At 71.0% G+C, this 21,367-nt stretch carries 19 protein-coding genes; 8 read left to right on the top strand and 11 right to left on the bottom strand.

The window, feature by feature from the left end; genetic code table 11:
- Nucleotides 1-48 precede the first annotated feature (48 nt).
- Both ACQPZA_RS12560 and ACQPZA_RS12555 read right to left on the bottom strand, forming a co-directional pair.
- Nucleotides 49-1,263: an acyl-CoA dehydrogenase family protein gene (locus ACQPZA_RS12560; protein ID WP_433280707.1), complete on the bottom strand. Its 1,215-nt coding sequence runs from the start codon at nt 1,261-1,263 to the stop codon at nt 49-51.
- A 109-nt stretch (nt 1,264-1,372) separates the two neighbouring features.
- Nucleotides 1,373-2,830, bottom strand: coding sequence for a carboxylesterase/lipase family protein (locus tag ACQPZA_RS12555; protein WP_433282781.1), 1,458 nt, complete (start codon nt 2,828-2,830; stop codon nt 1,373-1,375).
- Nucleotides 2,831-3,090: 260 nt separating this feature from the next.
- On the opposite strand from ACQPZA_RS12555, the gene ACQPZA_RS12550 reads away from it, so the two are divergent.
- Genes ACQPZA_RS12550 through ACQPZA_RS12535 form a run of 4 tightly spaced genes read left to right on the top strand, consistent with a single transcriptional unit; the run spans nt 3,091 to nt 7,053 of the window.
- A complete protein-coding gene (locus ACQPZA_RS12550; RefSeq protein WP_433280705.1) occupies nt 3,091-4,263 on the top strand; it encodes an ABC transporter ATP-binding protein in 1,173 nt (390 codons plus the stop codon).
- Entirely contained in the window at nt 4,260-5,354 is a 1,095-nt protein-coding gene (locus ACQPZA_RS12545) for a polyamine ABC transporter substrate-binding protein (RefSeq protein WP_433280703.1), read from the top strand. Before ACQPZA_RS12550 ends, ACQPZA_RS12545 begins: the two co-directional genes overlap by 4 nt.
- Nucleotides 5,355-5,397: 43 nt before the next feature.
- Complete coding sequence (locus ACQPZA_RS12540) at nt 5,398-6,228, top strand: ABC transporter permease (RefSeq protein WP_433280701.1); 831 nt, start codon at nt 5,398-5,400, stop codon at nt 6,226-6,228.
- 24 nt (nt 6,229-6,252) lie between these two features.
- Nucleotides 6,253-7,053, top strand: a complete 801-nt coding sequence (locus ACQPZA_RS12535) for an ABC transporter permease (RefSeq protein ID WP_433280699.1) — start codon at nt 6,253-6,255, stop codon at nt 7,051-7,053.
- Between the two features lie 133 nt (nt 7,054-7,186).
- On the opposite strand, the gene ACQPZA_RS12530 is transcribed toward ACQPZA_RS12535, so the two are convergent.
- From ACQPZA_RS12530 to ACQPZA_RS12500, 7 genes are all read right to left on the bottom strand, one after another.
- Complete coding sequence (locus ACQPZA_RS12530; RefSeq protein ID WP_433280697.1) at nt 7,187-8,410, bottom strand: FAD-dependent oxidoreductase; 1,224 nt, start codon at nt 8,408-8,410, stop codon at nt 7,187-7,189.
- A 213-nt stretch (nt 8,411-8,623) separates the two neighbouring features.
- On the bottom strand, nt 8,624-9,118 hold the full coding sequence (locus tag ACQPZA_RS12525) for a MarR family winged helix-turn-helix transcriptional regulator (RefSeq protein ID WP_433280695.1): 495 nt from the start codon (nt 9,116-9,118) through the stop codon (nt 8,624-8,626).
- A 111-nt stretch (nt 9,119-9,229) separates the two neighbouring features.
- Nucleotides 9,230-10,054 (bottom strand): ABC transporter ATP-binding protein, encoded by an 825-nt coding sequence (locus ACQPZA_RS12520; RefSeq protein WP_433280693.1) that lies wholly within the window; start codon nt 10,052-10,054, stop codon nt 9,230-9,232.
- Nucleotides 10,051-10,866 (bottom strand): ABC transporter ATP-binding protein, encoded by an 816-nt coding sequence (locus tag ACQPZA_RS12515; protein WP_433280691.1) that lies wholly within the window; start codon nt 10,864-10,866, stop codon nt 10,051-10,053. Before ACQPZA_RS12515 ends, ACQPZA_RS12520 begins: the two co-directional genes overlap by 4 nt.
- Nucleotides 10,863-11,765: an ABC transporter permease gene (locus ACQPZA_RS12510; RefSeq protein WP_433280688.1), complete on the bottom strand. Its 903-nt coding sequence runs from the start codon at nt 11,763-11,765 to the stop codon at nt 10,863-10,865. Before ACQPZA_RS12510 ends, ACQPZA_RS12515 begins: the two co-directional genes overlap by 4 nt.
- Entirely contained in the window at nt 11,762-12,847 is a 1,086-nt protein-coding gene (locus ACQPZA_RS12505) for an ABC transporter permease (protein WP_433280686.1), read from the bottom strand. Before ACQPZA_RS12505 ends, ACQPZA_RS12510 begins: the two co-directional genes overlap by 4 nt.
- On the bottom strand, nt 12,828-14,429 hold the full coding sequence (locus ACQPZA_RS12500) for an ABC transporter substrate-binding protein (RefSeq protein ID WP_433280684.1): 1,602 nt from the start codon (nt 14,427-14,429) through the stop codon (nt 12,828-12,830). The genes ACQPZA_RS12505 and ACQPZA_RS12500 overlap by 20 nt, the downstream gene beginning before the upstream one ends.
- Nucleotides 14,430-14,589: 160 nt before the next feature.
- Between ACQPZA_RS12500 and ACQPZA_RS12495 the strand changes: the two genes are divergently transcribed.
- Entirely contained in the window at nt 14,590-15,174 is a 585-nt protein-coding gene (locus ACQPZA_RS12495) for an Lrp/AsnC family transcriptional regulator (RefSeq protein WP_433280682.1), read from the top strand.
- 75 nt (nt 15,175-15,249) lie between these two features.
- Here ACQPZA_RS12495 and ACQPZA_RS12490 read toward each other — a convergent pair whose 3' ends face one another.
- A complete protein-coding gene (locus ACQPZA_RS12490) occupies nt 15,250-15,606 on the bottom strand; it encodes a hypothetical protein (RefSeq protein WP_433280680.1) in 357 nt (118 codons plus the stop codon).
- A 729-nt stretch (nt 15,607-16,335) separates the two neighbouring features.
- Between ACQPZA_RS12490 and ACQPZA_RS12485 the strand changes: the two genes are divergently transcribed.
- Both ACQPZA_RS12485 and ACQPZA_RS12480 read left to right on the top strand, forming a co-directional pair.
- Complete coding sequence (locus tag ACQPZA_RS12485; RefSeq protein ID WP_433280678.1) at nt 16,336-16,746, top strand: hypothetical protein; 411 nt, start codon at nt 16,336-16,338, stop codon at nt 16,744-16,746.
- Nucleotides 16,747-16,928: 182 nt separating this feature from the next.
- On the top strand, nt 16,929-18,932 hold the full coding sequence (locus tag ACQPZA_RS12480) for an amino acid transporter (protein WP_433280676.1): 2,004 nt from the start codon (nt 16,929-16,931) through the stop codon (nt 18,930-18,932).
- A 20-nt stretch (nt 18,933-18,952) separates the two neighbouring features.
- Here the strand turns inward: ACQPZA_RS12480 and ACQPZA_RS12475 are convergent, their stop codons facing one another.
- Nucleotides 18,953-20,311: an MFS transporter gene (locus ACQPZA_RS12475; protein ID WP_433280674.1), complete on the bottom strand. Its 1,359-nt coding sequence runs from the start codon at nt 20,309-20,311 to the stop codon at nt 18,953-18,955.
- Between the two features lie 512 nt (nt 20,312-20,823).
- Between ACQPZA_RS12475 and ACQPZA_RS12470 the strand changes: the two genes are divergently transcribed.
- Nucleotides 20,824-21,249, top strand: a complete 426-nt coding sequence (locus tag ACQPZA_RS12470) for a MarR family winged helix-turn-helix transcriptional regulator (RefSeq protein ID WP_433280672.1) — start codon at nt 20,824-20,826, stop codon at nt 21,247-21,249.
- Nucleotides 21,250-21,367: the final 118 nt, after the last annotated feature.

Raw genomic sequence — 21,367 nt, 5'->3', positions numbered from 1 at the left:
CCGCGGCACCGGCGGTCCCCTCAGCCGCCGGACGCATCTGCGGACCCGTCACACGAGGGGCGTGATCCCCTCTCCCAGGCCGAGCAGGGCACGGCCGTAGACCTGAGCGCCGATCGCCGGGTTGGCCACGGCGTGCCTGCTGGCCACCTCGCTGTCGCGCCAGATGCGCTGCAGCGGGCTGGATTCGGCGAACCCGCCCGAGCCGTGCACGGAGACCAGCTCCCGGATCGCCTCGCGCGCGTTCACGATCGCCTGGGCGACGTCCATCCGGCAGCGGGCACGGGTGCGGTGGTCCGGCACCGAGCCGAGCCGCCCGGCCTCGTCGATCTCGGCGACCGCCCGGAACACGAGCAGCTCAGCGGTGTCGATCAAGGTTGCCGCCGTCGCCACCGCGAGCTGGACGGCCGGTGAGTCGGCCTGGGTCGCGTAGTCGGTGTAGGCGATTCCGCGGCGACCGGCCTGCTCCACCACGAAGTCCAGCGCCGCCTGCGCGAGCCCGAGCTGCGGACCTGCCAGGTCGGTCATCGCGGCGGCCGCGAACGGGACCCGGTAGAGCTCCTCGTCGGGGTACGGGCTGTCGTTCCCGCCCGCCTGCAGGGTGCGCAGCGAGACGAACCGGTGCCGCGGCACGACGACCTCGTCCGCGACCACCGTGTTGGAGCCGGTGCCCCGCATCCCGGCGACGAACCAGGTCTCCTCGACGGCCACGTCGGTGGCAGGCACGAGCACCAGCCCCTGGTCGACGACCGTGCCACCGGCGTCCACGACCGGGACACCGAGGAAGAGCCACTGGGCGTGCAGGCAGCCGGTGCAGTACGACCACCGTCCGGAGACGGTGAAGCCGCCGGGCCCCGCCGTCGCGCTGCCGGTCGGGGCGAGCACCCCGGCGATCCGGGCGCCGGGGTGCTCGCCCCACACGTCGTTCTGCACCTGCTCGTTCCACATGCCGACGAACCACGACCCACCCGTGAGCAGGCTCGTCGTCCATCCCGTCGACCCGCAGCCCCGGGCCAGCTCCCGGATCACCTCGATCTTCGTGCGGAAGTCGGCCTGGAACCCGCCGAACCGCTTCGGCTGGGTGAGCCGGAACAACCCGGCGGCCTCGATCGCCGCGATGTTCTCCTCGACCACGCGCCGCCCGTCCTCGGTCCGTTGCGCGTTGCGCTGCAACAGCGGGACCAGCTCCGCGGCCCGCCCGACCAGGTCCGCACGCTGCTTGCGGTCCGCCTCACCGACACTCGGCCGGTCGAGCACCACTGCCATTGCTCCTCGATTCCTGGGCATCCGGGTCCCTCGAGGCTGCCGCGCCCGCACCCGCGCCCACCACACAAGGAGTGCCGCCCAGCTGACGATGAGTGCCAGAGCTACCGGCTCAGCGGATCGCGTCCCAGACGGCCCGGGTGCTGCCGCGGGGATCGCGGACGGTCTCGACCGTCGTGCCGAAGCTCCGGACGTTGCGCTCCTGCCTGTAGGGCTCCCAGCCCGGATCCCCGGTGGTGGCGAACGCGACCCACGCCCGGTGCATCGCGTCGGCGAGCTCCTGCGGCGGTTCGTGGCCCGTGAGACCGGTGGTGCAGTGCAACGTGTCGAACACGAACCCCAGCTCGAGCGCGTGGCAGGCCCCGAGCGCACCGTCGAGCACCGGCGACGCCCAGTCGAACTCGTACACGTGCGCGCCCGGGTGCGCCTCGGCCATCCGGATCGTGGGGATGCGGAACAACCAGTCCGTCACGACGTCGGTGAGCAGCACGCCGGGGGACGCCTCCGGCCACAGCGCCCGGTACTCGTCGAGCCCGTCCTCCGGCAACCCGTACTCAGCGGCGAGGGCCTGCAGCGCCGCCTCGGTGACGCGGTCCATGGCGCCGAACGGCACGAGGAACAGCCGGTACTCGTCCCTCGTGGACCCCACGAGCAGGTCGATCCCGGCGGCGGATCCCGCGGCGATGCGGCGGATCGGCAGGTCGGGCAGTACGTGGCCGTCCACCACCGGCTCGTAGACCAGCGCGTTGACCGCGGCGCCACCCCACCCGGCAGCGGCGGGGACCGCCTGGATCCGCGCGGCGAGTGCCTGCTGCGCCTCCACCAGACGTTGCGGCGACACCCGGTGCACGTCCTCGAGAGGCACGCCGGCCTCGTCGGCCACGTGGTCCGCGAAGCGGGCGGCCGTGGCCGCCGACAGGACGAGGTGGCCACCGCCGCTCTGCACGACGGCCCGCCGGAACAGCCCCTCGGCGGCGGGCATCGCCAGCAGCGCCGCGATGCTCATGCCGCCTGCCGACTCGCCGAACACGGTGACGCTGCCGGGGTCGCCCCCGAACGCCGCGATGTTCTCCTGCACCCAGCGCAGCGCCGCCACCTGGTCGAGCAGGCCGAGGTTCGGTGTGCCGCCCGGAAGCAGCAGGAAGCCCTCGGCACCGAGCCGGTAGTTCATGCCCACCAGCACCACGCCGTCGCGCGCGAACGCGGTGCCGTCGAAGGTCGGCAGCGAGTTGGACCCGTTGGTGTAGCCGCCGCCGTGGATCCAGACCATCACCGGGACGCTGCCGGCGTCCTCGGGAGCCCAGATGTTGACGTTCAGGTACTCCTCGCCCGGGATGACCACGGCCGGGGAGAGCAGCCGCTCCAGCGGCTCCGGGTCGCGGGCAGCGGGTGCCGTGGGTCCGTGCTCCAGCGCGTCGCGGACCCCGTCCCAGGTGGGTGGACGGGCCGGCGGAGCGAACCGGTTCGGCCCCACCGGAGCCGCCGCATACGGAATCCCCAGAAAGCGGCACACCCCGTTCAGCACTCGCCCACGAACCTGCCCCGATGTTGTCGGCCCTACGTGATCCATCATTGCAGTCTCACCGTTGGACCGGGTTTTCTCAACGCCACGAAATACTCGGCTCCCGATATACCGGCCCATCGGTACCCGTCGCCGACGAGGCATTCGAGCAGCTCAGAGGCAGCCCGACAGCGCCACCAGAGGCGACAGATGTCCGGTCGGGCGCCGATGTCCCGATCCGGAGGAATGACTTCCGATGCGGCGGAGATATCGGCCGAATGATGTTGTTGCCGTTCGACGGACGCCTCGGTCGGCAATAGTATCGAGCCATGCTGCTTTCTCGCCGTACTCGTGGCGCGCCCGGCCGAGCCGGCCCGGGCGTGCGTACCCGGGTGGGCGGTTCGGCCGAGCTGCGCGGTGTGTCGAAGAGCTATCCCGGGGTCGAGGCACTCGTCGAATTCGACCTGACGGTCGCGCCGGGTGAGTTCGTCGCGATCGTCGGACCGAGCGGAAGCGGCAAGACGACGGCGATGCGCGTGCTGGGCGGGTTCGAGCAGCCGGACTCGGGCAGCGTCTGGATCGCCGGCCGGGACGTCACGTCGTTGCCCGCGCAACGGCGTGAGGTGAACACGGTGTTCCAGAACTACGCGCTGTTTCCGCATCTCTCCGTCGCCGAGAACATCGGATACGGCCCGAAGCTGCGCGGGGTTCGAGCCAAGGACAGGGCCGCGCTGGTCGACGACCTCCTGCGGCTCGTGCAGCTCGAGGGTGTGCAGCAACGGCGGCCCGCGCAGCTGTCGGGGGGGCAGCAGCAACGCGTCGCCATCGCACGGGCGCTGGCGAACGAGCCGGCCGTGCTCCTCCTCGACGAGCCGCTGGGTGCTCTGGACCGCCGGCTGCGCGGGGACCTGCAGATCGAGCTGCGCCGGATCCACCGCGAGCTGGGCACGAGCTTCGTGTACGTGACCCATGACCAGGACGAGGCCTTCGGGCTCGCCGACCGCGTCGTGGTCGTGCACGAGGGCCGGGTGGAGCAGCAGGGCACGCCCGCCGAGATCTACGACGCGCCGGCCACGCTCTGGGCGGCGCGCTTCATCGGGGAGCACAACTTCGTGACCGGCCGCGTCGACACGGCCCGTGGTCGGCGGTGGAGCATCGCCACGGACGTGGGGCTCCTGCATGCCGAGACGGCGCACGGAGCTCCCGCAGTCGGCGAGCCCGTCGTGGTCGCGGTGCGCCAGGAGCGGGTGGCGATCGAACCGCGCCCGCCGTCCGTGATGGACAACGCCGTGCCCGTGCGGGTCACCGAAGTCGTCGATGTGGGCCCCGAGCTGCGGATCTCCGCGTCGACGCCCGGCGGTACGACCTTTGTCAGCAGCTGCCCGCGATGGGGCGGCCCCACGGTTCCCGACGTCGGCGCCGACGTCGTGGCGCACTGGCCCGCCGCGTCGGCCCACGTCTATCCCTTGTCCACCGCTCTGACGAACGGTAGCCCTCCATGACCCTGCACGACCTGCGGCTGAGCCGCCGGAACCTCCTCGGCGCCGCCGGCGCCCTGTCGGCCACCGCGTTCCTCGCCGCCTGCGGTGGCGCGGGCGGCGGCTCGGCGGCGGCGTCCCAGCTCGACATCTACAGCTGGGCCGACTACTTCGCCCAGGACAACCTCACCGCCTTCACCACGGCGAGCGGCATCACGCCGAAGATCACCACCTACGACTCCAACGACACGCTCTCGGCCAAGCTCAACAGCGCGGCGGGAACCGGGTTCGACCTCGTCGTCCCGACATCGGGATGGATCACCGAGTACGCCTCGCGCGACCTGGTCCAGAAGATCGACCACAGCAGGCTCAACCTGTCCACACTCGACCCGTCCCTGCTCGACCGCGCCTACGACCCGCACAACCAGTACTCGGTCCCGAAGGACTGGGGGCTGCAGGGCGTCATCTACGACCCCCGGGCCGTGGGCGGGGACATCACCACGTGGCAGAACTTCCTGGACGCGGGCGAACGGCCCGGCGTCCAGGGCAAGATCCGGCTGTCCGCGTCGGGGTGGGAGAACGTCGGCGTCGCGCTCTGGGCCGACGGCAAGGACTGGAACACCACCGACCAGTCGGTGATCCGCGCGGCCGGTGACCGGATGAAGGACTGGGTCACCAGGACGAAACCGCAGTTCACCAGCTCCAACGTGGACCCGATCGTCAACGGCTCGATCGTCCTGGCCATCCACGACCAGGCCGGGGCGCGGCGCGCCATCGAGCAGAACCCCGCGCTGCGCTGGTCGGTGCCCGGCCCCACCAGCCAGCTGTGGGTGGACAGCTACGCGATACCGAAGAACGCCCCGCACCTCGACGCCGTCTACTCCTTCCTCAACTACGAGCTGACCGAGAAGGCACAGATCACCGACACCCGGTTCCTCGGCTACCCCACCGCGCTCGCGGGCCTGCGCGGCAAGCTGCCGCCGGGCATCGACAACGTCGATCTCATCTTCGGTGGCGCCGGGGTGGACCTGTCGAAGCTCACCACCTTCGTGGTGAACCCGGACACCATCCCGGTCTACCAGGAGATCCAGACCGAGCTCCATGCACTGTCCTGACCAGGCTCGCCGCGCGACGCCGCGGAGTGACGCAGCCGCGCTCGTGCCCCATCTCCTGGCCGCCGCGCCCGGGCTGTGGCTCACGGCCGTCTTCGTCGCACCGCTGCTGCTGACCGTCGCGCTGTCCTTCGCCCACCCCGGCTTCGGCGACGTGACCTTCGGGTTCACCCTCGACAACTACCGCACCGCGCTGGGCGGGCTGTACGCGCAGACCTTCGTGCAGACCGTCGTGCTCGCTGTCGGCTGCGGCGCGCTCAGCGTGCTGCTCGCCATGCCGATCGCCTACTTCATCGCGCGGCACGCCGCCCGGTTCGCCGGTGCGCTGCTGGCCGCGATCCTGCTGCCGTACTTCTCCAGCTTCCTCATCAGGGTGCTGTCCTGGCAGGTCATCCTGGCAAGCGGCGGGCCCGTCGACAGCGTTCTGCACGCGCTCGGGCTGCTGCACGCGCCGCTGGACCTGATCGGCACCCGGGCCGCGGTGGTCATCGGGATCGTCTACGGCTATCTCCCGATCGCCGTCCTCCCGCAGTACGTGGTCTTCTCCCGCATCCCCCGGTCGACGACGGACGCGGCGGCCGACCTCGGAGCGGGGGCATGGCGCCGGTTCACCTCGGTGGTGCTGCCCCTCGCGCGACCGGGGGTGGCCACCGCCGCGCTCCTCACGGCCGTACCGATGCTCGGCGAACTCGTGGTGCCGCAGCTTCTCGGCGGGGGCCGCGGTCTCCTGCTCGGACAGCTCCTGCAGACGCAGTACGTCCAGTCCCAGAACTACGCGCTGGGTTCCGCGATCGCGGTGCTCATCCTGGTCGCGGTGGGCGTGCTGGTGGCCCTGCTGTTGCGCCTGACCCGGGGGTTCGACGAGGCGCCGCGGTGACGAGACGACGATGACGAGACCGCGATGACGCGATTGCGGTCCACCCGCACGGCGCTGGGCGTGGTCTGCGCTCTGGGGCTCGCCGTGCTGTACCTGCCGCTGCTCGTCTCCGTGCTCTACTCGTTCAACCAGGGCATCGACGGCAGGCAGACCGCCCGTCTCACCGGCTGGTCGCTGGGGGCCTACGCCGCCGCATGGCAGGACGACTCACTCCGCTCGGCGGCACTCACCGGCCTGCAGGTCGCCCTCGTGGTCGCGGCCGTCTCCGGCCTGCTCGGCTCGGCGTGGGGCTACGCGATGGTGCGCCACCCGTCGGCGCGGGTGCGCCGGGCGCTGGCCGGCCTCGGCTACCTGCTGGTGATCATGCCGGAGGTCGTGCTCGCCGTCTCGCTCCTGCAGTTCGCCGGCCGGCTCGGCGTCCCGCTCGGCTTCCTGACGCTCGCGGCCGCGCACACCCCGATGACGATGGTGGTCGTCGCGCTCATCGTCCGGGCGCGGGTGCTCACCCTTGATCGCCGGCTCGAGGACGCCGGGCGCGACCTGGGCGCGTCCGAGCTGCGGATCCTGGGCGACATCGTCGTCCCCGCACTCCTGCCAGCGGTGCTGACCGGCACCGTGCTGGCCTTCACCTTCTCCTTCGACGACGTGGTCATCTCGGCCTTCCTGACCACACCGTCCGTGAGCACCCTGCCGGTCTACCTCTACAGCAGCCTCAACTACGGCACCGCACCCGCGGTCTACGCGGCGACCACCGCCGTGCTCGCGCTCACGATCGTCGTGCTCGGCATCGCCGGTCTCCTCCACCGCGCCACGACAGTCACCTGACGAAGTGGACGTCGCTGAGCTCGATCGACACCATCAGCTGTTCCGGGCTTCGCGAGGAGGAACGGCGTGGTGAGGTAGGTCCACAGCGCGTAGCCGTTGAAGTAGGCGCGGTGCAACGCATCCCACGGCGTCGTCAGCTCGTGCCCCGAGAACGACTCCCGAGGGTCGATCCGCTCCGCCACGACCTGCCCGTCCCGTAGAGCCAGTCGACGATCTCGAAGTCGTCGTCGGCCCGCTGCGACAGGAGCGCGTTCCGCATGACGGCGCCGACCCCGTCGATGTGGAGGATCTCGCCCCATGTGCGGGCCGTGGTCTGGACCCTCGCCGTGCGCGGGTAGCGGTGGGACTCGTAGGCCGCGAAGGCGGCCTCGATGTCGCCGGGGTGCGCTGTCACGCTGTCGGCGAGCGCCACCGAGTCCTCGATCGCCTGGCCTGCGCCCTGGGCGAGGTACTGCAGCATCGGGTGCGCGGCGTCCCCGACCAGCGTGATGTTGCCCCGGCTCCACCCCCTCATCGGCGCCCTGTCCAGCAACGGCCATCGCCGGGTGTGGTCCATGAGCGCCACACCGTGGGCGACCTCCGGGCAGGTGCGTTCGAAGACCCGGTCGAGCTGGCGTCCGATGTCGTCGGTGCCGGCGGGATAGCGACGCGTGTCGAACGTGGCGACCTGGTTGACCAGCTCGCCGCGGCGCACCGGGTACTGCACCAGGTGCAGGCCCGGCCCGACCCAGATCACCATGCCGTCGGGCTCACGCAGCCCGCCGTGCTCGGCCAGGGCCTCGATCGGCACGGTGCCGCGGTAGGCGGCATAGCCGGAGTCCTCCGGCTCACCGTCCTCGATGAGCATCGTGCGGGTCCGGGAGTGGAGCCCGTCCGCGGCGATCAGTGCCTCGGTCTCGTACGCACTGCCGTCGGCGCAGGCGACCAGTGCTCCGCCCGGATCGACGCGCAGCACGTGCTTGGACGCCAACAGCTCGACGAGCCCGCTGTCCTCACAGGCCACCTGTATCGCACGGTGGAGGTCGGCCCGGTGCGTCACGAAGTAGCGGTAGCCGAACCGCTCGAGGAACGGCTCGGCCGTCTCCATCGCCGTGATCGGATCGCTGGTCATGGCGTCGCGCAGGACGAGACGGCGGGGGAAGAACGCATCGCGCGTGACGTCGGACAGGACGCCGAGGCGATCCAGCACCCGGGAGGAGTTCGGCGCCAGCTGCAGCCCCGCGCCGATCTCGCCGAACTGCGGTTCGCGTTCCAGCACGCGAACCCGACGACCCTCCCGGGCCAGGGCGAGCGCGGTGGCAAGACCGCCGATCCCGCCCCCGATCACCAGGAACTCACTCCGCTCGGTACGGGTCATCGGAGATCGCCCGGGGTGCACGCCAATTTCGTCCGCATACTGACGAAGCTACGTACGGTCCGGGACCGCGGTCAAGGACGCCTGGGCGTTCCGTCCCTCCTATCGCCAATGAGCACGTCAAACGTACCTCAGGCCACAGCTCCTTGCCGGCGGCCGAGACGCAGAGAAGTTTGTCAGTATGCGGATGAATGTGCACCTGCCCGACGGAGCACGTCAACCCGTGACGGGCGCCCTGTCGACCTCGTAGCCGAGCAGGTCGCTGTGCTGGTCGAGCAGCGCCTGCAGGAGTGAGACCAGCTGCGTGCGCTGCGTCTCGTCGAGCCCCCCGAGCACCGTCTCGTTGACCGTCAAGGCCCGGTCGACGGCCTCGGCGTAGACGGCGCGGCCGGCCTGGGTCAGTCGCACGACGCGGCGTCGGGCGTCGGCGGGATCCTTGATGTGGGTGATCAGCCGCCGGGCGGCCAGGCGGCGGATCACGTCGGCCGCGGTGGAGCGGTCGAGACGAGCGCGTGACCTGAGCGTGGTCTGGTTGAGCTCGCCCTCCTGAGCCAGTGCGTTGAGCACGGCGAACTGCGGGCTCGTGAGACCGGCGGGGAAGACGTCGGACCAGATCGCGACGTGCGCCTGCTGGCAGGCGCGAAGCAGGTGGCCGACCATGTTCGTGATCTCGAACTCGACGGCCTGCGTCGGGACCGCCGGGGTCGCCATCACAGCCTCACTTCTCGCGGATCGCTCGGATCGCTCTCGGATCGGCCGAGCCGATCGGATGTCGCCGATCGTACAAGCGATCCGTGCGGGAACGCCGGTCGCCGGTCCGCGTCAGCGCAGGACCGCGTCCTGCGGGTACCGGGCGTCGTCGACGGGCGGGGCGGGCATCCGCCCCGAGCCGTCGGCCACCGGAACCGCCGCGAGCAGCGCCTGGGTGTAGGGGTGCTGCGGGTCGCGCCAGATCTCCTGGGCCGGACCCGACTCGACGACCCGCCCCCCGTACATGACGACGAGCCGGTCGGCGATCAGCCGCACCACCGACAGGTCGTGGGAGATGAACAGCAGCCCGGCCCCGCTGTCCACCGCGAGGTCGCGCATCAGCGCCGCGACCACGGCCTGCGTCGATGCGTCCAGCGCCGAGATCGGCTCGTCGCCGATGAGCAGGTCCGGCCGCGCCGCCAGGGCCCGCGCGATCGCGATGCGCTGGCGCTGGCCGCCGGAGAACTCGTGGGGGTGGCGGCGGGCCGCGTCGGGGTCCAGCCCGACCCGCCGCAGCCACTCCGCGGGCTCGGAGGGCGCCGCGCCCCGGGTGACGGCTGCGCGCACCCCGTCGCCGATCTGCACGCCGATCGCCCGCCGGGGGTGCAGCGAGGCGTACGGGTCCTGGAACACCATCTGGACGCGGGTGAGCGCGGCCGGGCGGCGGCGCAGCCCGAGGGGTGTGACGGGGGTGCCGTCGACGGTCACGGTGCCCGCCGCCGGCTTCACCAGTCCGCAGACGGCGCGGGCGATGGTGGACTTGCCGCACCCCGACTCCCCCACCAGGCCCACGACCTGCCCGGCCTCCACCGCGAGGTCGACACCGTCGACGGCCCGCACCGGTGGGCGCCCCCGGTAGGTCACGTGCAGCCCCGTCACGTCGAGCAGCCTGCTCACGTCCCCTCCAGCGCGCGCACGTCGTCGAGGCTCTGCACACCGCCGGTGGCGCCGGGCAGGCTCGCCAGTAGCGACGCGGTGTAGGGGTGCGCGGGGGCGGTGAACACCTGGTGGCGCTCGCCGTCCTCCACGACCTCGCCGTGCCGCATCACCGCCACCCGGTCGGCCACCGCGCTCATGACGCCCAGGTCGTGCGTCACGAGCAGCACCGCCAGGCCCATCTCCGACGCCAGGTCACGCAGCAGGTGCAGCACCCCGGCCTGCACCGTGACGTCGAGCGCGGTGGTGGGCTCGTCGGCGATGAGGACCGTGGGCGAGCAGGCCAGAGCGATGGCGATCGCGATCCGCTGGCGCTGCCCGCCGGAGAACTGGTGCGGGTAACGGCGCAGCGCAGCCGCCGGATCGGGGATGCGCACCCGGGAGAGCAGCTCGACGGCCCGCTCGCGCGCGGCGCCCCGGCGCAACCCGAGGTGGTGGCGCAGGTGGTCGGTGGTCTGCGCGCCGACGCTGAGCATCGGGTGCAGGCTCGTGGACGGGTCCTGGAACACCATGGCGATCTCGGTGCCGCGCAGGGCGTTGCGCCGGCCCGGGGACAGCCCGAGTAGCTCCTGGTCGCCGTAGGTGATGCGCCCCCCGACCTGCGACCCGGGCGGCAGCAGCCCCATCACCGCGAGCCCCGTCATCGTCTTGCCCGAGCCGGACTCCCCCGCCAGCCCCTGGACCCGGCCCGCCTCCAGGCGCAGGTCCACGCCGCGCAGGATCTCGGTCCCGCCGATGGAAAGGGTGAGACCGGCGATGTCCAGCACGGTCATCGGGTCTCGGCCTTCCCGAGGACGCCCGCGGTGCGCGGGTCCAGGGCGTCGCGCAGCGCGTCGCCGAGGAAGTTGAACGCCATCACGACGGTCAGGATGGCCAGGCCGGGGAACACGCCGAGCCACCACGAGTCGAAGTTCTGGACCGCGGTGGACACCATCGAGCCCCACTCCGCCGTGGGGGGCTTCGCCCCGAGCCCGAGGAACGACAGGCCCGAGAGCAGCAGCGTCGCGGTGCCGATGTCCAGGGTCGCGAGGATCAGCACCGGCCCCACCACCATCGGGACGATGTCGGTGCGCAGCGACCGCAGGGCGGAGAAGCCGAGCAGCCGGTCGGCCAGCACGTAGTCGGCGGTACGGACGCCCACCACGAGTCCCCGCGTCACGCGGGCGTACGCGGGCCAGGACACGACCAGCGCGGCCAGCACCGCGTTGACCAGGCTCGCCCCGAGCGCCGCGGCCACCACCATGGCGAGGATGACGATGGGGAACGCCATCACCAGGTCGGTCAGCCGCATCACGGTCTCGTCGACCCAGCGCCCGAAGAACCCCGCCGCCAGCCCGAGCACGCCACCGACCACCACCGACAGCCCGACGAGCAGCAGCGCGAGCGGCACCGTCACCTGCGCGCCTGCCAGCACGCGGGTGAACACGTCGCGGCCCAGTTCGTCGGTGCCGAACCAGTGCGCGCCGCTGGGCGCCTCCAGGCGGGGGAAGTCCTGGGCCAGCGGGCCGTAGGGCCACAGGACGGGTCCGAGTACGGCGACGAGGATCCACAGCGCCGCCACCGCGGCGCCGGTGACGCCCAGCGGGGTGCGCCAGGCCTGCGGGATCCGCTTGCGGAACCGCGCCCGCAGGCCGCTCGACCGCAGCGGATCCGCACTGACCACGGCGCTCATGTGACACGCACCCGGGGGTCGATGGCGCCGTAGAGCAGGTCGACGACCAGGTTGATCACGACGTAGATCACGCCGACGACCAGCCCCACGCCCATCACGCCCGGCAGGTCGAGGTGCGACGCCGCCTGGTAGGCGTAGGAGCCCATCCCCGGCCAGGAGAAGATCTGTTCCACCAGCACCGTGCCCGACAGGAGGGCGCCGAACGCCAGGCCGACCACCGTCAGGATCGGCACCAGCGCGGCGCGCAGCACGTAGCGCACGAGCACGGTACGGCCCGGCAGGCCCTTCGCCCGCGCCGAGCGCACGTAGTCCTGGTCGAGCACCTCCAGCACGGCGGAGCGGGTGAAGCGGGTGAGCAGCCCGACCGTGTAGAGCGTCAGCACCAGCGTGGGCAGCATCAGGTGCGCCACGGCGTCGCCGAACGTGACCCACTGCCCGGCGAGCAGCGAGTCCACCGTGTACAGGCCGGTCACGTCCGGTGGTGCGGTGGTGGCCGGGGAGAGCCGTCCCGACCCGGGGGCGATGTCGAGCTGGTAGGAGAAGACGTAGAACGCCACCATGGCCAGCCAGAACGTCGGCACGGAGATGCCCACCAGCGACACCAGCCGCAGTGCGCTGTCGGTGAGATGCCCGCGCCGCACCGCGGCCACCACCCCGAGGCCGACGCCGACCAGGATCGACAGCACGATGGCGCCGATCGCGATCTCCAGCGTGGCAGGCACCGCGGCCGACAGGTCCGCCACGACCGACCGGTGGGTCTGCTGCGACTCCCCGAGGTCGCCGCGCAGCAGGTTCCCCAGGTAGGTCAGGTACTGCTCCGGCAACGGCTTGTCGAGCCCGTAGTGGGCGCGGTAGGCCGCCACGATCGTCGGGTCCTCCGCCGCCTGCTGCCCGAGGTTGGCCGCGACGGTGTCGCCCGGCACGAGGTTCGTCAGCACGAACGTCACCAGCGTGACGCCGAGGACGAGCAGTGCCGACACCCCGATGCGGCGCAGCACGTACCGGGCCAGCGGGTGCCCTGGCCGGTGCGTGTCCCTGTCGGCGACCGCGCCCTCGGCCGCGCTACTCGGCTCCGATGGCACCGACATCAACCGTCCAGATCGGGTTGTACGCAGCCCCCGTCACCGACGTCGCCGTGACGATGTTGGAGGGCGGCTGCACGAGCGGGATGAACGGGCCGGAGGCGTTGAGGCTCCGCTGGAACTGCTGGTAGGCGGCGTCACGCTGGGCGGTGTCGACGGTCGCCCCCGCGGTGGTGGCCACAGTGTCGATGTCCGGCGCCGCGGTGGCGGGCCAGTTCGCGCGCTTCCCGATCAGGCCGCCGGGCGCGAAGGCGAGGTAGTTGGACGGGTCCGGGAAGTCCGGTCCCCAGTACCAGAGCCCCATCTGCTCCTTGCCGTTGCGGTAGTTGTCCAGCTCGGTGGCCACGGGGGCGGGCGCCAGGTCGACGGTGATGCCGGCGGCGGCGAGCTGCGACTGCAGCTTCTCGGCGAGCGTCTGGAAGCTCAAGCCGTTGAGGGTGAGGTCACTGGGGTAGGCGAGCTTGGGCTTCTGGTCGGCCATCCCGCTGGCGGCGAGGTCGGCCTTGGCCCCCGCCACGTCCGGCTTGAGGGCGTCGGCGGCGGGCAGCGTCCCCGCGATCATCGACGGGATGATGCCCGCCGGCTGCACCGAGCCCGTCCCGGCCACGCCCAGCAGCCCGGGGTAGTCGATGGCCTTCTTCACCGCCGAGACGTACTGGGGGTTGCTGGTGGCGGGCGAGACCTCGGGGCTCTGGTTGAGCAGCAGGAAGATCGTGTACGCGGACGCGCCGCTGGCGACGGTGACCTTGCTCGTGTCGAGGCTGGTCACCTGGTCACCCGAGAGGTCGAGCGCGACCTGGGAGTCGCCCTTCTGGACGTTGAGCACCTGGGTGGCCGCCTTGACGTTGCGGATCACGACGGTGCCGTAGCCGGGCTTGTCGGGGCCGTTGTACGCCGTGTTGCGGGTCAGCACGGCCTGGCTGGCCACGTCGAGCGACTTCAGGACGTACGGGCCGGATCCCGCGGACGCGCCGTTGAGGTACCCCTCGGCGGCGTCCTTGTCGTCGGTGGTGCCGCCGTGGGCCGTCACGACCTTCGAGTTGACGATCGACAGCGCCGGGTTGGGCAGGATGAACGGCAGGGCCGGGTTCGGCTTCGCGCTGGTGAGCACCACCGTGGTGGCGTCCTTCTTGGCCACGGTGACGCCGTCGAGCAGGAACGACGGGTTGCCCTTGAGGCCGATGAGGCGCTGCAGGGAGAACACCACATCGTCGGCGGTGACCGGGGTGCCGTCGGAGAAGACGCGCCCCTGCGCCAGCGGCAGCGTCAGCGTCGTCGCGTCCGGCGAGAGCTCGTAGCCCGTCGCCAGTTCGCCGACCGGCTTGGTCAGGTCGTTGCCCGCGAAGGTCAGCAGCGTCTCGTACATGCCTTTGGTGAGCATCTGCCCGGTCAGCTCGTACTCGCGGCCCGGGTCGACCGTCTTGAGGTCGAAACTCGAGTCGATGACGAGCGTGTCGCCGCCCGCTCCCCCGCCGCCACCCGACGAGCCGGACCCGCAGGCGGCCACGGCCACGGCCACCAGTGCGGCGGCAGCCAGCGCCACCGAGCGGCCGCGGCCGCGGTTGGACATCGGACCGGTCATGAGTACCCCCACGCGCGCGTGTCGCGGCTCGACGGATTGCGCCCGCAGACAGCGTCAACTAGACGATTCGGCCGTATCATGCGGCACTGCTTCTCAGCTCGTCCAGTAACAATCGATCACGGCGGATGAACGACACCTGTTGCGGCCAGAGAGGGCACGAATGTCCAGAGGCAAGGATGCCGCGAGCCCGTCGACTGGACGAACCGCCGGCCCACCCGATGACGTCGACCAGAGGATCCTCGCCGGGCTGCGCAGCGACGGCCGGATCTCCATGTCGGCCCTCGCCGATCAGGTGGGGGTCTCCCGCGCCACGGTCTACACGCGCGTGGAGAACCTGCTCGCCTCCGGCGTGATCACCGGCTTCAGCGCCCAGGTCGACCCGCGCAAGGTCGGCTTCGGGATCTGCACCCTCGTCTTCGTCACGGTGAGCCCGCAGACGTGGTCCTCGTTCCGCCGCCGCGTGACGGAGATGAGGCAGGTCGAGTACTGCGCCGTCACCACGGGCCAGCACGACGCGATGCTGCTCGTCCGCGCCCGGGACGTGGCCGAGGTGCACCACTTCGTCACCGACGTCCTGGCGACCCTGCCCGAGATCCGCGCGGTGGAGTCGGTGCTCGTGATGGACGAGGTGGTCCGGCGGCCCTACCTGCTGCCACACGACGTGCCGACGGCGCCGCCCCCGACCCAGCAGGTCGGCATGACGCGGTTCATCCGCGCGAGCGACGACCACGCCGGGCTCGACTAGCGGCGAGATGGACGTGGGAGTGGTGAGGGCGCGGGCGCGACCACGCTGACGTCGATGTCGACGCCACCCCCTGGCCTACCGGACTTCCACGCAGACACTGACCTGGTCCCCGTCGGCCGTGCGGAAGTCCTCCACCAGCCGCAGGCCGTCGGCGTGCGGCTCGATGCGACTTTCCGCCGCACCGCCCACCACCTCACCGGTGGCGTCGACGACGTGGGTGAACCGGATCGAGATCCGCCGCTCCTCGCGCGTGCCGACGAAGCGACCGATACGAACCGTGTCGCCTTCGTACTCGCCCCAGACCATGCCGTCGCGCTCGTGGTAGTCGAAGACCGTGGGCGAGGCCGGATCGACCTCGCTCGCCGTGGACGACACCATGGCGAACCGCCGCCCGTCGAGATCGAGGTCGGAGGCGGATCGGGCGCTGGCCATGTCGTCGATCATGCCCCACCGGCGGGAGCGGGATCCGATCGTCGGTCGCCCCGTCGTCCCACGGCTACGCCTCGGGGACCGACCGCGTCAGGTCCTGCCATCCCGGAGCGCCCACCCGCCCCGCCCGCGAGTCGCCCGGTTCCGGTGCGCGAGTCGCCCGGTTCACGGGCGTGAGTAGCCGCAGCAGACGCCCGACCCCGCCCAGCTCTCCTAACCCCCACAAGCCAGCGCCCGCCCGACCACGTCCTCGCAGAACCACCGTGCTCCTCGCAGAACCCACAGCATCTGCGACGAACACGCCCGCTCTGCGAGGACACTGAACCACCCGCGAGTCGCCCGGTTCACGGGCACGAGCCGCCGCGCGGGCGTCCCCGACCCCGCCCTGGCCACCTGACCCCGCAAGCCACCGCCCCGACTGCCGGACCCGCACAAGGGAGCGCCGTGAGCCAGGAGCACAAGCCGTCAGCCTGGCGGGTCCGGTGCAGCAGTCACGCCCGTGTTCTGACTCTCCGCCTTGTTGCGGCGACCTGCGCGTGGACGTCGTCACGGGGCGCTGCGGGATCGGCAGCTGCATTGCGTCAGCCGTAGCTCTCGCAGCCCCACCCGTCCTTGTTGGCGTCCAGCCGGTACTCATCCGGCCCGACAACCTTCACCTTGAACTTGATGTCCGGGCAGTTCAGGTCGGGGCCGTCAGGGACACACGGCTGATAGCTGGGGTGGCACTTCGACTTGGACGCAGGGGGCGGCGCGGGCACCGGCTTGGGCGCGGGCTTCGGGGAGGGCTTCGGGGCGGGAGCTGCCACCGTGACCGGGGGCCTGGGCGTGGCCTTCGTGGGCGCGGGAGTGGGAACCGGAGGGCGTACGACGGGCGCCTGGACAGCGGCGACGGCCACCGGTGCCGGGGCGATCGTGGTCGGCGCCGGCGTGGTCGTCGGCGCTGCGCTGCTCGTCGGCGCCGGGCTGCTCGTCGGCGCCGGGCTGCTCGTCAACGCCGTGGCGCTCGACACGGCGGCCGACGGTGCGGTTGTGGACGTGCTGCAGGCCACCAGGGCGGTCAGGAGCGCGGGGATGATCAGGAGGGCGCGACGTCGATGCACGGTGAGCCTTCGCTCGCGCAGAGCCGGTGGTTACACCCTCTAACCGACGTCTGATCTCCAGCCCAGCCCGTGAACAACTGCGCTGCGCACCTCCTCCGCGCCGGGTCGAAACGTACCTACGGGTCGAACGAGCACGAATGTCCGCTGAACCGGCCACCGGCAAGATCCGTGCCGAGTGCAGGCGGGCCGCACCGCGGATGGTCCCGGGGTCCGGACGAGGAGAGGATGCGCGATGAGCTGGGCAGGAGGTTCGCGGTGAACGCGATCCGCGAGCAGGCAGGGCCTCCCCGCCCCGACGCATCCGACCGGCGCCCGCCGAACGGGCTCGCGCGCTGGCTGCTGCACCACCGGGTGGAGTCCGTCCCCGGTCCGGCGGCCAAGGAGACCCACCACGACGAGCACCCGTGGTGGAAGGTCATGTGCCTGACCGGGGTCGACTACTTCTCCACGCTGAGCTACCTGCCGGGCATCGCCGCGCTGGCCGCCGGGGCGGTCTCCCCGCTGGCGACGCTGCTGATCGTCGTGCTGACCCTGTTCGGGATGCTGCCGATGTACCGGCGGGTCGCGGCGGAGAGCCCCAACGGGCAGGGGTCGGTGGCGATGCTGGAGCGGCTGCTGCCGTTCTGGCGGGGCAAGTTCTTCGTACTGACGTTGCTCGGGTTCGTCGCCACGTCGTGGATCATCACGATCACGCTGTCGTCGGCGGACGCGACCGCCCACTTCGTGGAGAACCCGTTCGCCCCCGACTGGCTCACCGGCCACCAGGTACTCATCACCGTGGTTCTCCTGCTCGTTCTGGGCGGGGTGTTCCTGATCGGGTTCAGCGAGGCCGTCGGGGTGGCGGTACCGCTGGTCGTGGTGTTCCTGCTGCTCAACGCCGTGGTGGTGGTCGCAGGACTGGTCGAGGCGATCGGGCACCCGGTGGTGCTGGGCAACTGGGTGGACGCCCTGCTGAGCACGGGTGGGTTCGGCAACGCGCTCGGCACGGCGTTCCTGGCGTTCCCGCTGCTGGTGCTCGGCCTGTCCGGCTTCGAGACGGGCGTGAGCATGATGCCGCTGGTGCACGCCGACGGCGCCACCCCGCAGGAGCGGCTGCACCACCGGATCGCCAACACGCGCAGGCTCCTCACCGTCGCCGCGCTCGTCATGAGCGGCTACCTGATCGCGACCAGCTTCATCACGACCGTGCTCGTCCCACCGGCGGAGTTCGAGCCGGGCGGCCAGGCGAACGGGCGCGCACTGGCCTACCTCGCACACCAGCTGCTCGGGAACGCCTTCGGCACGGTGTACGACCTCAGCTCGATCCTCATCCTGTGGTTCGCCGGAGCGTCGGCGATGGCCGGCCTGATCAACATCGTGCCGCGGTACCTGCCGGGCTACGGGATGGCGCCCGAATGGGCACGCGCGGTCCGGCCGGTGGTGCTCGTCTACACGGCGGTATCGGTCGGCCTGACGATCATCTTCGGGGCGAGTGTCGACGCGCAGGCGGGTGCGTACGCCACGGGGATTCTCGTCATGCTGGTCTCCGCCGCGTTCGCGGTCACCGTGTCCGTATGGCGGCGCCGCCGGCCCCGGGCCGTGCTCGGGTTCGCCGTGGTGACCCTCGTCTTCCTCTACGCGCTGGTCGACAACATCGTCGAGAAGCCCGACGGCATCGTCATCTCGCTGGCCTTCATCGCCGGCATGGTGATCATCTCGCTGGTGTCGAGGCTGTCCCGGGCCACCGAGCTGCGCGCCGACGACATCGACTTCGACGAGCCCGCCGCCGCCTACATCACCAGCTGCATCGACCACGGCGCGCTGCACGTGATCGCGAACAAGCGACAGGCCGGTGACCTGGCGGAGTACCGGGACAAGGAACGCGAGCAGCGTGACCTCAACCCGATCCCGGAGGCCTCTCCGATCGTGTTCCTGGAGGTCGACGTCACCGACCCGTCGGACTTCTCCCAGGTGCTCCACGTGCGCGGTGTGGAGGTCGACGGGTACCGGGTACTGCGCACCCAGAGCCCCGCGGTCCCCAACGCGCTCGCCGCGATCATGCTCCGCATCCGCGACGAGACCGGCTTCCGGCCCCACCTGCACTTCCAGTGGTCGGAGGGGAACCCGCTCACCCACCTGCTGCGCTACGTCCTGCTCGGCCGGGGCGAGACCGCCCCGGTCACCCGCGAGATCATCCGGCAGGCGGAGAAGGACCTCGGCCGCCGTCCCGTCGTGCACGTCGGCGGCTGACCTCGGCGAACGGATCGGGGTTACGCGACCTGCGCCAGTTCGGTGCCCTGTTCCTCGATCGGGTCGACGCCGCTCCCGAGGTGCAGACAGGCCACCGAGACCAGGCTGATCACGGCGATGGCGACGACCCACACCGCGATGGACAGGCCGCTGCCGGTGGCGGCCAGCAGCGCCGTCGAGACGACCGGGGTGATCGCGCCACCCAGCACCGAGGAGAGCTGGAAGGTGAGGGACGCGCCGCTGTAGCGCACGCGTACCGGGAACAGGTCCGCCAGCAGGGTGGCCTGCGGGCCGTTCACCGCGCCGACGGTGACACCGACGCCCGCGTACGCGATGACCGCGGCCGGGAGCGACCGGCTGTCGAGGAGCAGGAAGAACGGCACCGCCCATATCGCCACGGACACCAGTCCGACGACGCTGACGCGGCGGACGCCGAAACGTTCGGAGACACCGGCGGAGATCCAGATGGCGAAGAAGAAGACGACGCCGTAGACCCCGGTGAGGAGAAGCATCGTGACAGTGGAGATGTGCAGGACCCGCTGCCCGTACGGGAGGAGATAGACCGAGACCAGCAGGCCGACCGCCGGGGAGGCGGTCACCGCCAGGGTGCCCGCGACCAGCGCCCTCGGGTACTTGCGGACGAGCTCACCGAGCGGGAACCGCACCAGCTGTCGGGATTCCCGCACCCGGTCGAACGCGGGGCTCTCGCGCAGCCGGCTACGAACGATCACGCCGGCGACGATCAACGTGACGCTCAGCAGGAACGGGATTCTCCAGCCCCACGACTGGAACTCGCGCACGGGCAGGAACGTGGTGCACACCAGCGTGACCACGGTGGCCAGGACCAGCCCGGCCGGGTTTCCCATCTGCGGGAGTGCACCGAAGACGATGCGGCGGCGGGACGGCGCGTGCTCGACGGCCATGAGCACGGCGCCACCCCACTCGCCGCCGAGGCCGAGACCCTGCACCAGCCGGCAGAGCACGAGCAGTATCGGTGCCGCTGCGCCGATCGCGGCGTAGGTCGGCAGCAGTCCGGTCACGAACGTCGAACCACCGGCGGTGAGCAGGGAGATCACGAGCAGGCGCTTGCGGGCGACCCGGTCACCGAAGTGGCCGAACACGACCGCACCGATCGGTCGGGCCACGAAACCCACGAGGAAGGTGCTCAGTGCCGCCAATGTCCCGGCGACCGGTGAGAAGGACGGGAAGAACTGGCTGCCGAAAACCAGGCTGGCCGCCAGTCCGTAGATGAAGAAGTCATAGAACTCGATCGTCGTACCGATGAGGCTCGCGGCAGCGGCCCGGCGTGCTTGCCGCGAGGCACGCGCCGGTGGCGTGGTGGCTGCCCCCGGTGGACGAGCCTCGGACATGTCGGCCATGGCGGACTCCTTCCGTTGTCTGCGCTCTGACGCCGAACCCGAACAAATAACCAGGCACCGGGAACGGTTGTGCAGGCAGCAAAGGACCATTCGCGGCCGATTCGGACGCGCCCCAACCCTCCCGCGAATACGGTATCCAGCCTACGGAAAATGCACGCCGAGACAGAATGTCCTGGCTCACACCGTCATTGATTCCGATTCGCCTGTTCGGCCGGAATGCGGCGGCAACAGAACTGACACACGCCGGTCAACGGCTCCACTCCCGCGCGGAGTGGAGCCGGACCGCTGCTCATGGTCGTACGGGCTCGTGCCTCGTACTCCAGCCCTGGTGCTCGTCGAGTCCGGCCAGGATTTGCCAGGCGCCGAGGACTTCGCGGAGGGGTCGCGGCGCTCCAGGCCAGACAAGGCAAGGCCAGGCAAGGCAAGGCGGATTTCACTGTCAGTTGGACGGTCGGGCAAGCCGGTCGGCGTCGGTAGACTAAGCGTTCGGCACCAGGCGAGGGGCGGCGGGCGTGGACTACGGCGACAAGCTCTTCTGGCTCTCGGTCCTGATCCAGCGGAGGTACGCGCAGATCTGCGCCGAGTACGACCTGACTTCCTTACAGGCCACGCTGCTGTGCGCGGTCAAGGACGAGCCGCGGCAGATGGCGTACCTCGCCGCCTCGCTCGGTATGACCAAGAACGCGCTGAGCCAACTCGTCGATCGCATCGAGCGGCGCCACCTGGTCAGCCGAGTGAGTTCAGAGCAGGACCGGCGGGTCATCATGCTCAGCGTGACGCCCACGGGGAAGGTGCTCGCCGAGGCGGTGTTCGCCGAGACCACCAAGCGCCTGCCCGACGTCGCGCAGAACCTCGACGCGGACGACCAGCGCGACCTCGAACGCCTCGCCACCGCCATCGTGGACGCGTCGGGCGTCTCGGCGTCCACCTCGTCCTGACATGCCGCGCAGTCCTCCTAGGCACCCTCATGGCTGGCGTTAGTTCATAGCATGAACTAGTATTGTTCATGCTATGAACTAGTCAGGGTTCATGCCATGTCCTAGCGAGAGGTGACGC

It is taken from the genome of Pseudonocardia xinjiangensis (genome assembly GCF_050948425.1).
In the GTDB taxonomy this organism is placed as follows: Bacteria; Actinomycetota; Actinomycetes; order Mycobacteriales; family Pseudonocardiaceae; genus Pseudonocardia; species Pseudonocardia xinjiangensis.
This window is presented reverse-complemented; position numbering and strand designations above follow the sequence as displayed.